The sequence below is a fragment of the Butyricicoccus faecihominis genome (assembly GCF_024462775.1).
Lineage (GTDB): Bacteria > Bacillota > Clostridia > Oscillospirales > Butyricicoccaceae > Agathobaculum > Agathobaculum faecihominis_A.
Genome location: NZ_JANGCE010000029.1, coordinates 35,817 through 47,562 on the forward strand (window position 1 = coordinate 35,817; position 11,746 = coordinate 47,562).

Sequence of the window (11,746 nt, forward strand, 5' to 3'; positions counted from 1 at the left end):
CGGCCTTTGGCGCTATCGCCGTTAATCCGCCGGGAACGCAAAGTTGGTGCGGATATAACTGCGTACGGATTGCAATTCCGGGTAGCCGTAGAAAAACGCGACCTTTTGGTCGGCCATGGTGGAGCCGGTGGGTTTGCCGCCGGTCACAAACACCATGAAGGTTTCCGCGATGTCCTCAAACGGGCTGGAAGAAGCGTATTCATCCACATAGTTTTCCGGGCGGTCAATGTAGGATGCCGCGCCGCCCGCATAAAACTGATCGTAAAAAGCTTTGAGATAAGAGCCGTCGCGGTAGGCGGCGGGGTCGTTAAAGCCGGAGGAATCGTCACGCTTCGATGGGTCGATCTGGCTTGCATTCAGGGTAAGCGCGTGGCCGTACTCATGAACCATGGTCGCCAACGTTTTGTCTATGTTGGAAAGGGCGCCGTCTTCGTTAAAACAATCGAACCGGTCGATACGGATATCAAAAGCGGTCAGGGTGCTGGCGTCTTGCGGCTGGCACATACCGAGGATCGCGCTGTAACCGTCCGTCCAGGAAATAATGCGTTTCACATATTTGTCCTCCGGCGGAATGATTTTATGCATCGTCTCAAGCAGCGTTTTTTCCTCAGCGTCGCATTCGGCCGCATAGGAGGCGGGCGACCGGCTAAAGTCAAACGCTTTCAAATCTACTCCCACCAGCGTGTGGATGACCGGCACCATGGTCAGTACTTGCGCGCCGTCCTGCGCGCTGATCTGCCAGCGCAGCATAGACGGATTTTGATCCATGGAGTTTAAGCCCCAGTATTGGCTGCCGCTATTTTCGGTTTGAGGCTGTCCAAGCGCTGCGGTCAGCCGCGCGGCCAGCTGTTCGTCGGTTAGGCCAAGGCTTGCAGTACGAATGTATAGCTTCTCTAGCCAAAGCGAGTCGTCAATCCGGCGATAGACAAAGTCGGTCGGCAGGGCTTCGCTCCAGCCAAACCATTTGGCATTCATCACATAATGGTCCAGCTGCCAACCCAGCTCGTCGTCGTACTCGGTTTTCTCAAAGGCGCCCGCCGCGCCGATGCGCACCTCCAACTCGTTTTTTTGCATGCCAGTAAAGACCGGCATACGGTCGGTGATGGTAACGGCGCTATCGGCTTTCAGCATGCTATGCGATTGCTGCGCGAGCGGGCCGGTCTCCGCCGAAGCGATCTCTCGTACAACCTCGGCTACCGCCTGACCGGCGGGCAGGGCCTTGGCGGGGTCGATCACGGCGGGGCGGTCGCTCCATTTATGGTTTTCCGTACCCAATCGATCCTGTTCGACCAATACGCCGGGAATGCCCTCGCGCTGAAACGCCATGTGGTCGCTCGCGCCCTCTATCCCGGCCGGCCATGTGTTGCCGGTCACTTTTTTAGAAGCGGCCAGCAGCATATTGCCCAAAAGCGAGGGCGCGCCGTCCGTTGTCTTGACCGTTGTGGTATCGCTCATATAGTGGCCGATCATGTCAATCTGGATATCGCCGACGATGTGGGTCTTTTCCGCGTCGGAAAGCAGCGCGGTATAGTAGGTAGAGCCTTTGAGCCCCTGTTCTTCAGCGGAGAAGGAGATAAAGCGCAATTCGGTATCGGTTTCGATATCCTTTAAGGCGCGGGCCAGTTCAAGCAGCATAGCGGTACCCGAAGCGTTGTCGTCCGCGCCCACGGTGGAAGGCATCGAATCGTGATGCGCGCTGATCACCAGAATGTCGCCGTTCGGGTCACGGTTCGCTTTTTTTACCGCGATCACATTGGTCGCTTGCTTGCTGATTTGCTTGCCCTGCGGCGCGTCCGTAAAATCGAAGGGCTGTTCGGTCACCTCGTAGCCCCAGCCACGCATGGCGGCCGCAATCTCCTTTGCCGCGGCCTGTTCGCCCGGCGTGCCCGACCAGCGGCTTTCGTCCGCCACGGAATCCAGTGTGTTTTCGTAGGATAGGCGGGTCAGCGCGGCGGGTCTTGCCAGCCGTTGCAGGCGCGTCAGCAGCGTTTTGCCCTGCCGGTCGGTCAGCTTGTCCGCCGGAGAAAATTTTCCTTCGCCGGTGCCCAGCATCAGGCCCAGATCGCGCAGCGCATATACGCTCCCGCTAGCCCAGTCTGAAATGGCCGCGTCGTCCCGGTACGGCTCGCCCGAGGCCTTCGCCGGGGTTACCTGAAGCAGCGCTCGCAACCGGTCAAGGATAACGGCGGCTTCCTCGCGCGTCAGGCTGTCGGCGGGGGAAAAGGCCTTGTCGCTCGTGCCTTTGAGAATGCCCCAATGGTATAGGGCGGATACCGAAGCAGCGTCGGTATCCGTAAACGGACGGTCCGCCGTCTGCGCATCTTCCGCCGCGCCCGCGTCAAGCAGCATTTCGTAAGCCGCGTCCGCGTATTGCAGCCGGGTCATCGTTACGCCGTTGTCCGTATACGCCGCGCCGGCGGAGCATACGAGCTGCAAGGCGAGCAATCCGGCACAAAGTCTTTTTTTCCTCATATAAAACACCCCTTCTTCGTATATTATACGCTCCTTTCAGGGGCGGAACAAGCCGGCCGCTTTGCATTCTGCGTGATACGGAAGCACTTTGTGCCAACAAAATACGAAAAAGCCGCCGCCCGTGAAAACGGCGGCGGCTCATTCGTTACATGATGTTTGAATTGGTTCTATGCATGAGGGGGCTGGGCCGCGAGCAGCTGAACCTTGCGGCGTATCGCCTCCAACGCCTGCCCCGGGTCGTCCAGCGCGCTTACGGCTTCATCCATGGGGCACCGGCCGGTGCCCGCGCGGTTTTGAATAATCGGGACGATCCGGTCATAAGAAGCTTCGATACCGTACCGCGTCAAAGTCTGAATCGCGGCTTCGGTCATGACCGGCGCATAGACCGCGCGCACGCGCGCGAGCGCGAACAGCATGGCGGGTGCTTTACCCACCACCTTGTCGGCGGCGGAAAAACCGGTCAGATCGGTGCTGGCGGAGATCAATTCCAGCATGGGCGCGATGCCGCGCGCCGTGCTGGTATAGGTAACGCCTCCGCGGCAAAGCGCGCAGGTATGGCCGCCCGCGCGCAGCAAAGCCTTGGCCTGCTCTATATCATGCATCGCCATGCTCCCGGTGCTCTAGCCAGAACAGCATGAGGGGCAGCAAACTCCACTGGAGCACCAGACCGGGTAGACCCGCGGCGACCGACGTCCAGATCGAAGCGACGGCAACGGTCTGCGCGCCAAGACCGTAAACGGCGGCCAAAACCGCGATGGCGCGCACCAGACGGCCCGCAAGCTGGGCGAGCAGTACCTTAGCGAAAGCGGGCAGCTTGGTCCCGGCCAGCAGTCCGGCGGCAAGCCCGTAGCCCGCGAGCTCCAAGATCATAAAGGGCAGCATGGCCGCGCCGGGCATTCCGGAAAGCGCGAAGCTGGCAATGGGCCCCAGCGCCCCCGCGACCAGACCGGCCGCGGGCCCGGCCAGTAGGCCGACCAGCAAAATGGGCAGATGCATCGGCAGCAGCGTTTGTCCCAACGCGGCGCCCATGCCGGAAGCCGCGCCGAGCATATGGAAGAACTGGGGAACGGCCACCGCAGCGATCACGGCCGCCAGCGTGGCGGCGGTGCGGGCTTTCGCGGTTTGAATGACTGTGGTCCTAGTCAGGGTAAGGGTGTTGTTCATGTGTTTGCGCCTCCTTCAAAAGTATCCGTCACGGTTTTCAGCAGTTCGGCAATGGGCAGGTGCTGCGGGCAGGCGCGTTCGCACTGCTTGCATCCGATACAATCCGAAGCTTTGCCGTGTCCGGCGGTGCTGACGTCGTAATAAAAATCGCTGTTCCAGTCCGCGTACTGTTTTTTGGCGTTCAGGCAGGCAAAAAGGTCGGGGATCCGTATGCGCTTGGGGCAGCCCGCAACGCAGTACTGGCAGGCGGTGCAGGGAACCGTGTCCTGCCGTTTCAGAATGTCCCGCACGCGCTCGATGGCGGCAAATTCATTTTCATCCAGCGGCCGGAAATCCTTCATAAAGCTCAGATTGTCCTCAAGCTGCTCGTAGGTGCTCATGCCGCTGAGCACCATGAAAATACCTTCAAAGGAGGCAGCATAGCGGATGGCGTAGCTGGCCGGGCTGCCGCCGCGCAGGCCGGCCAGAATGGCGCGGGCGTCGTCCGGCAGGTTGACCAGCCCGCCGCCCTTGACCGGCTCCATGACGATCACCGGCTTGCCGAATTGACGGCATACCTCGTACACGGCGCGGCTTTCAATGCTGGGGTTGTCGTAATCGGCATAGTTGAACTGGATTTGCACCACTTCGATCTCCGGGTGCTCGGTCAAGATCTGGGTCAACAGGGCGGGCTTGTCGTGAAAGGAGATGCCAAGGTGGCGAATTTTGCCTTCCGCCTTGAGCTGACCGGCGACTGCAAACGCGCCCGCGGCAGTGAATTTCTGATAATGCTCCACGGTCAGCGCGTGCATCAGATAATAATCGAAATACGAAACGCCGGTGGCTTCCAGCTGCTGCTGGAAAAACGGCCGGATATCCGCTTCGGACCGGAAGTAGTTTTCGGTCAGCTTATCGGTTAACAGATAAGCGTCGCGCGGATAGCGCTTTACCAGCCCTTCGCGGATGGCGGTCTCGCTCTTTCCGTTCAGATAACCGTGGGCGGTATCAAAATAAGTAAAGCCTTCGGCCAGAAACCGGTCGATCATGCGGTTGAAGTGCGCCTGATCAACCCGCCCTTCCAGCCCGCCGATCATCGGCAGGCGCATGCAGCCGAATCCAAAGTTTTTCATAGGGTTTTCCTCCCGTGTCATACACGCCTTCCCATTTCATAGGCTTGCGCCATGGCGGGCGTATGGACGATCTCGCCCCTGTTCCACGCGCCCACACCGTAAACGATACCCTTTTCCACCGCGCCGTCCAGACAGAGCGTAAATCCACGGAAGCCTTCGATCGTGCGCTCCATGGCGGAAATATCCTGATCCGCGGCGGTGACGATAAAATAGAATTCCTTATTTTCCATGCCGGTATAGTAGGCGCAGCAGCGGTCGATCAAAGTCTTCATCTGGGCGTCCATGGTGTAAAAATACACCGGCGTCGCCATGACGATCACATCGGCCGCGAGCATCTTTTGCGCGATGTCCGCCATATCGTCCTGCTGCGAGCAGGTTCCCTTACGGCCGACACATAGGCCGCAGCCCGTACAGTATTGCACCTTGTGATCGCGCAGGAAAATTTTTTCCGCTGCGTGTCCGGCCTCTTCCGCGCCCTTTCGGAACTGGTCGCACAGGGTGTCCGAATTGCCGCCCTGCCGGGGACTGGCGGAAAGGATCAATACCTTTTTCTGCTTCATGTTGCATTCCTCCAAATTTATTTCTGATCCTATCGTACTCCTTGGAGTTCACTCCATGTCAAGCTTATTTGCAATAAATTTTTTAAAAGAATGCATGAAAACGCCCCGCATTCGTTAAAATGCAGGGCGTTTTTATGGTGCCGCCAGCCGGAATCGAACCGGCACGCTGTTGCCAGCGAGGGATTTTAAGTCCCTTGCGTCTACCAGTTCCGCCATGGCGGCGCGCTTTATTTATTATAGCAGACCAAAGGGCTCGCTGTCAAATGTCAACCGCCCTAAAATGGAAATAAAACGCTATTTTGCGCGGAACACCTCGCGGTCGCACGAGCCGTCCTGACAGGCGACGATCGTGGTGCATACCGCGTCGCCCGTGATGTTGACCGCGGTGCGCGCCATATCGAGCAGCCGGTCGATGCCCATGATCAGGCCGATGCCCGCCACCGGCAGGCCGACCGAATCGAACACCATGGCCAGCGTGACCAGACCGACGCTGGGCACGCCCGCCGTGCCGATCGAGGCGAGCGTCGCCGTGGCGATGACGGTCAGGTAGTCCGCCGGAGATAGCGCAATGCCGAACGCCTGCGCCACAAAAACGACCGCCACGCCCTGCATGATCGAGGTGCCGTCCATGTTGATGGTCGCGCCGAGCGGGATGGTAAAGGACGAAATGCGGCGCGATACGCCCATTTTGTTTTCCAGCGTTTCGATGTTGAGCGGGATGGTGGCGTTCGAGGTCGCGGTGGAAAACGCAAAGCCCATCACAGGCAGGAATTTGCGGACAAAGTGCAAGGGGTTCAGGCCGGTGAACAGCTTCAGCAGGATCTGATAAACGCCGAAGCACTGCACCGCCAGCGCGAGCAGCACGGCGACCATGTACCAGATCATCGGCTTCATGGCCGAAAGGCCAAGCTCGGAAAAGGTTTTGGCGATCAGGCAGAACACGCCGACCGGCGCAAGGCTCATGACCATCATGGTCATTTCCATCATGATATCGTTGGCCTGCTGAAAAAAGTTCGTCACCTGCTGTACCTTATCCTGCAGCTTTGCCAAAATGATGCCGATCAGCAGGGCGAACACGATGATCTGCAGCATGTTGCCCTCTGCCAGCGATTTGACCGGATTTTCAGGAATGATATCCAGCAGCGTATCGGCAAAGGCGGTTTTGGTGGCTAACGCGGGCTGCACGGTCTCAACGCTCGACATATCGAGCCCCATGCCGGGATTGATAATACCCGCCACCGCCAGCGCCACGCCGACAGCGAGCGCGGTCGTCAGCAGGTAAAAGCATATGGTTTTGACGCCCACGCGTCCCAGCGTTTTGGTATCGCCGATGGCCGCCGCGCCGCAGATGAGCGAACAGAACACCAGCGGCACGACCAGCATTTTCATCAGCCGCAGAAAACCGTTTCCGACCACGTTAAACACGCCGTCCACCACGATGCGCTGCACCGCGGGGCTGCCCTGCGCGGCATAGTGCAGCGCCACGCCCAGCGCCGCGCCGAGCAGCAGCGCCACGAAGATGCGGGTGGTCAGGCCGGTTTTTTTGCGCTTTTTAGGTTCGCTCATGCGCGGCCTCCCGTCTTTTTATCCGTCAGATAACGGGCAAGCGAGTCTTGCCAGCCGGGCATTTGATAAATTCCGGTCATGCGCATCATCATATTGTCAAGCAGCGTGAACTTGGGCCGCAGGCTTTCTCCGGCGACCGTGGTCTCCACCGGCACGTTTTCCAGTCCCGTTAGGCGCAGAATCTCGCGCGCGAAATCCGCGCGCGAGCACGCGCCCTCGCAGGAGGCGTGATAAAGGCCGTATTCGCGCGCGTCCACCAAATAGCTGATAAAGCCCGCGAGCGCGTCCGCCGAGGTGGGCGAGGAGATCTCGTCGCCGGGCAGCGAAAGGGGGCCGCCGGTTTGGGCGCCGTCCAGCACCTCGTCCACAAAGTCGTACGTGCCCGCGCCGTACAGCCAGGAGGAGCGCACGATCACGTGCTTATCCGTCAATTCGCGCACCAGCTTTTCGCCCGCGTACTTGCTTTTGCCGTACATGGTCACCGGGTGCGGCTCGTCGAATTCGCACAAAGCGCCTGAAGCCGTGCCGTCAAACACGTCGTCGGTCGAGATCTGGATCAGCTTGGCGTCCAGCCGTCTGGCGGCGACGGCAAGGTTGCGCGCGCCGAGCGCGTTTACCTTGTAGGCGTGCTCGGGATCTAACTCGCATTCGCGCACATCGGTCAGTCCGGCGCAGTTGATAATCACATCGGGCCGGTTCATGTCCGCGAAGCGGTCGACCGCGCGGTTGTCGCCGACGGGTACGTCGTGGTCGCTGGTCAGCAGCTTATACGCGGCCGTACCGCCGAACAGGCGGCTGAGCGCCGAGCCAAGGCGGCCGCTCGCGCCGGTGATCCACACACGGGTGGCAATACTCATAGGGAAATACCTCTTTTTCTATGCGTTCTGTGGTAAGATGGTCATAAGCGGATAGGGCGCGGCCGGGCGGTGCGCGCGCACACCGCGTCGATCACGTGGCGATCGGGCAGCCAATCGCAAAAGGCGGCGGCGCTGCCCGCCGCGACGGCAAGGCGAAACGCTTCGCGACCGTTTTGGCCGCAGGCAAGGCCGCTGAGATATCCCGCGACCATGGAATCGCCCGCGCCGACCGTGTTGAGCACCGTGCCCGTGGGCGCGGGCAGGCGCAGCGCTTCGTCCGCGCCGTCCAGCAGCACCGCGCCCTTGCCGCCCAGAGAGACCATAACGGTCTGCGCGCCCGCGCTTTGCAGGGCGGCGGCGCTCGCGGCAACATCCAAAAGGGTCTGCGCGGCGCTGCGGGTCAGCTCGGTCAGTTCGGCCAAATTGGGCTTGATCAGGTCGGGCTGCGCCGGAAGGGCGCTGGTCAGCGGCGCGCCCGCCGTGTCGACCGCCACGCGCGCGCCGCGGCTTTTGGCCAGCGCGGCGAAACGCGCGTACAGATCGGTCGGCGCGCCCGCCGGAAGCGCGCCGGAAAGGACGAGCCAATCGCCCGCCTCCAGCCGCCAAAGCTCGCGTTCCAGCGCCCCCAGCGCTTCGGCGGAAAGCCGGGGGCCGGTGCCGTTGAGCTCGCTTTCCTTTTCGCCCTTGATCTTCACGTTGATGCGGGTCATGCCGTCCGTTAAACGGAAGAAGCGGCAGGGCAGTCCGGTGGGGGCGAGCAGCCGCTCGAACATGGCGCCGGTCTCGCCCGCGGTCAGGCAGAGCGCGCGCACGGGAAGGCCGAGCCGTGAAAGCACCAGCGCCACATTGATCCCCTTGCCGCCCGGATAGACCGCTTCGCCGTTTGTACGGGTGAGCGCGCCGGGATTCAGCCGGTCGACATGGGCAATATAATCAATCGAAGGGTTAAGCGTGACCGTATAGATCATAGTGTGGGCCTCCCGTGGCGCCGTCATACCAAAAAGCTGGAAACGGCGCGAAAAAAAGATTTTCAAAAAGCGTTGACTTTGACGCTGCGTCAACCATTATACTGACCTCATGAGGAGGCGAGAGCAAATGGAATACTCGATCGGAGAATTGGCGAAGCTCGCGGGCATCACCACCCGCACGCTGCGCTATTATGACAGGATCGGTCTGCTAAAGCCCGGCGCCGTACGCGAGACCGGCTACCGGAGGTACGGCGAAAGCGAGGTCGATCTGCTGCAGCAGATTTTATTTTACCGTTCGCTGGGCGTGGAGCTTGCCGAAATCGCCCGCATGATCAACGCGGATAATTTTGACCGGCTGCACGCGCTCCGGGGGCATTTGTCCGCTCTGCACGCGCGGCAGGCGGAGACCGCGCTCCTCATCGAAACCGTAAAGAAAACCATTGCAAGCATCGAAGGAGGAACAAAAATGGCCGATCAAGAAAAGTTTGAAGCGTTCAAAGCGCGCGTGGTGCGTGAAAACGAACAAGCTTACGGCGCGGAGGCGCGCCAAAAATACGGCGACGCGGACATGGACGCGTCGAACGCCAAACTGCTCGCCATGACGGAAGCGGATTACGAGCGCTTCCAAACGCTTGGCGCGGAAATTCTGCGCCGGCTGGAGCAGGCGGTGCAAAGCCACGAGCCGCCCGAGGGCGACGCGGGGCAGCGGATCACCGCCATGCACAAAAGCTGGCTTGGCATGACGTGGCGCGCTTACAGCGCCGAGGCGCACCGCGGTTTGGCCGAGGGCTATGTGGCGGATGAGCGCTTCACCGCTTATTATGACCAAAACGTAAAGGGCTGCGCGGCGTTTTTGCGCGACGCCGTTGCATATTGGGCGAAATAACGACTGATCGAGGGGAACTGAACGGTTTCCCCAATGTCATTAAGATAAGCTTTATCCGATTGTCATTCTGAGGAACAGAGTGACGAAGAATCTCGCGCGAACGCGCGATTTCGGTAAATGCCGCGCATTCGCGCGAGATCCTTCGCTTCGCTCAGGATGACAAACTTATAAAAATTCCTTAACTAAATGACATTGACGGTTTTCCTCAATCTTTTTCGCGCAAATAGGCTTTGATGGTTTCCAGAAAGGGTACGCCGTAGCGATCGGCCTTGGCTTCGCCCACGCCGCGCACTTCAAGGAATTCCTCGGCGGTAATGGGCTTGCGGGCGGCCATGTCGCTTAAGGCGGCGTTGGAAAAGATAATATAGGGCGGCACGTGCGCTTGCCGCGCCAGACGGGCGCGGCAGTCGCGCAGCAGGTCGAACAGCGTGGGGTCGGCCGCGTCCACGGCGGCCCCGGCCTTTTCCGCGGCCTTGAGCACGGGCGGCTTTTCGCGCGGCAGCTTGATTACAAAGGTGTCGCGCCCGCGCATGAGCGCGTTGCCCGCGGGCGTCAGGTACAGCGTGTTGTGGCGTTCGGCGTCGCTTTGCAGGCAGCCCCGGTCGATCAAGGTATCGATCAGCTGCCGCACGCGCTTTGCCGTCTGCTCTTCCATAATGCCATAGGTGGAAAGCGATTGCAGGCCGAACTTTTCTATTTTTTCGCTTTGGCTGCCGCACAGCACGGCGCTGACGACGATCTTGCCGAAATGCAGCCCGCGTTCGGCCAGCCGGTATACGCAGGATAGAATCTTCTGAGCGTCCAAGGTGGCGTCCACCTCTTCAAACGTGGTGTCGCAGTTGCCGCAGTGCCCGCACGATACCGGCGCGGCTTCGCCGAAATAGCCTAGGATGAACCGGCGCAGGCAATCGGTCGTGGTGGCGTAAAAGGTCATTTGGCGCAGGCGTTCATATTCCCGATCCAGCAGGGCGGCGCGCGTTTGCTCGTCCAGTCCCTCCTCGGGCGCGGCCTCGCGGCTGCGTTCGATCAGGAAGCGGGCGGTGTGCACATCCTGCCCGCTGTATAAAAGGATACAGTCCGCCGGTTCGCCGTCGCGCCCCGCGCGTCCGGCTTCCTGATAGTAGCTTTCCATGTTTTTCGGCATGTTGTAATGAATCACGAAGGAAACGTTCGATTTGTCGATGCCCATGCCGAAAGCGTTGGTCGCCACCATGACCGGCTTCAGATCATACAAAAAATCATCCTGATTTTGCTGCCGTTCCTCCGCGGGCAGGCCCGCGTGGTAGCGGGTCGCGGCAAGGCCCTTGGCGCAGAGCATGTCGCACACATCCTCCACGGTTTTTCGCGTCGCGCAGTAGATCACGCCGCTTTTGTCCCGCCGTCCGGCGAGCAGGCGCAGCAGCGCCTGCGGCTTGCTGGATGGGTGCTCGACCGCGAAATAGAGATTGGGCCGGTCGAAGCCGGTCGTCAGCGTGAACGGCTCGCGCAGGGCGAGCGCGCGCACGACGTCCTCGCGCACCGTGGCTGTCGCGGTCGCGGTGAAGGCGGAAACGAGCGGGCGGCGCGGCAGAAGCGAAAGAAAGTCGAGTATTTTTAAGTAGCTGGGGCGAAAATCCTGTCCCCACTGGGAAATACAGTGCGCTTCGTCCACTGTGACCATGGAGATCTCGGCTTCGCGGGCAAAGGCGAGAAAATCCGGCGCAGTCAGGCGCTCGGGCGCGACATAAAGCAGCTTGTAGCCGCCCTGCCGCGCTTCGTACAGCGTATCGCCCATTTCGGCGGCGGAAAGCGCGCTGTTTAAATAAGCGGCTGGCACGCCGGACTGCCGCAGCGCGCCGACTTGATCCTGCATCAGCGAGATCAGCGGCGAGATAACGAGCGTCACCCCGGGCAGCAGCAGCGCGGGCACCTGATAGCAAAGCGATTTGCCCGCGCCCGTCGGCATCACGCCGAGCACGTCGCGCCCCTCCAGAATGGCCTCGATCAGCCGATCCTGCCCGGGCCGAAACGAATCATAGCCGAAATATTGCTTTAAAACCTGCTTTGCCGCCGCGCTTTCCATATACTTCTCCTCTTTGTATGCGTTTTCCCTTTCCTATCATACCATCTGGTGGGAAAAAGGGCAATGAAAAAGCAAAGGTCCCGGGGGGGGGGGGGGGGGGGG

At 60.4% G+C, this 11,746-nt stretch carries 10 protein-coding genes and 1 tRNA gene; 1 reads left to right on the forward strand and 10 read right to left on the reverse strand.

All coding sequences use genetic code 11. The annotated features are described in order from the left end of the window. Positions 1-21: 21 nt before the first annotated feature. The 9 genes from NE562_RS13735 to pfkB all read right to left on the reverse strand — a co-directional run bounded on the left by NE562_RS13735 (position 22) and on the right by pfkB (position 8,696). Positions 22-2,472 carry a M28 family peptidase gene (locus NE562_RS13735; RefSeq protein ID WP_280963007.1) on the reverse strand — a complete coding sequence of 817 codons (2,451 nt, stop codon included), beginning with the start codon at positions 2,470-2,472 and terminating at the stop codon, positions 22-24. 167 nt (positions 2,473-2,639) lie between these two features. Next, on the reverse strand, positions 2,640-3,080 hold the full coding sequence (locus tag NE562_RS13740) for a DUF1893 domain-containing protein (RefSeq protein ID WP_280963008.1): 441 nt from the start codon (positions 3,078-3,080) through the stop codon (positions 2,640-2,642). Beyond that, positions 3,067-3,636 (reverse strand): ECF transporter S component, encoded by a 570-nt coding sequence (locus NE562_RS13745; RefSeq protein ID WP_280963009.1) that lies wholly within the window; start codon positions 3,634-3,636, stop codon positions 3,067-3,069. The genes NE562_RS13740 and NE562_RS13745 overlap by 14 nt, the downstream gene beginning before the upstream one ends. Beyond that, positions 3,633-4,745: an aldo/keto reductase gene (locus NE562_RS13750; protein WP_280963010.1), complete on the reverse strand. Its 1,113-nt coding sequence runs from the start codon at positions 4,743-4,745 to the stop codon at positions 3,633-3,635. Before NE562_RS13750 ends, NE562_RS13745 begins: the two co-directional genes overlap by 4 nt. 17 nt (positions 4,746-4,762) lie before the next feature. Continuing rightward, on the reverse strand, positions 4,763-5,305 hold the full coding sequence (locus NE562_RS13755) for a flavodoxin family protein (RefSeq protein ID WP_280963011.1): 543 nt from the start codon (positions 5,303-5,305) through the stop codon (positions 4,763-4,765). 135 nt (positions 5,306-5,440) lie between these two features. Next, positions 5,441-5,527: transfer RNA gene (locus NE562_RS13760), tRNA-Leu, on the reverse strand. A gap of 72 nt (positions 5,528-5,599) precedes the next feature. Next, positions 5,600-6,871, reverse strand: a complete 1,272-nt coding sequence (locus NE562_RS13765) for a dicarboxylate/amino acid:cation symporter (protein WP_280963012.1) — start codon at positions 6,869-6,871, stop codon at positions 5,600-5,602. Next, positions 6,868-7,728 carry a dTDP-4-dehydrorhamnose reductase gene (gene rfbD / locus NE562_RS13770; protein WP_280963013.1) on the reverse strand — a complete coding sequence of 287 codons (861 nt, stop codon included), beginning with the start codon at positions 7,726-7,728 and terminating at the stop codon, positions 6,868-6,870. Before rfbD ends, NE562_RS13765 begins: the two co-directional genes overlap by 4 nt. Positions 7,729-7,769: 41 nt before the next feature. Further along, the gene (gene pfkB, locus NE562_RS13775) at positions 7,770-8,696 is read right to left on the reverse strand and encodes a 1-phosphofructokinase (RefSeq protein ID WP_280963014.1); all 927 of its coding nucleotides are present in this window, start codon (positions 8,694-8,696) and stop codon (positions 7,770-7,772) included. Between the two features lie 127 nt (positions 8,697-8,823). On the opposite strand from pfkB, the gene NE562_RS13780 reads away from it, so the two are divergent. Next, entirely contained in the window at positions 8,824-9,582 is a 759-nt protein-coding gene (locus tag NE562_RS13780) for a MerR family transcriptional regulator (RefSeq protein ID WP_280963015.1), read from the forward strand. 205 nt (positions 9,583-9,787) lie between these two features. Here the strand turns inward: NE562_RS13780 and recQ are convergent, their stop codons facing one another. After that, positions 9,788-11,644, reverse strand: a complete 1,857-nt coding sequence (recQ, locus tag NE562_RS13785) for a DNA helicase RecQ (protein WP_280963016.1) — start codon at positions 11,642-11,644, stop codon at positions 9,788-9,790. Positions 11,645-11,746 lie beyond the last annotated feature (102 nt).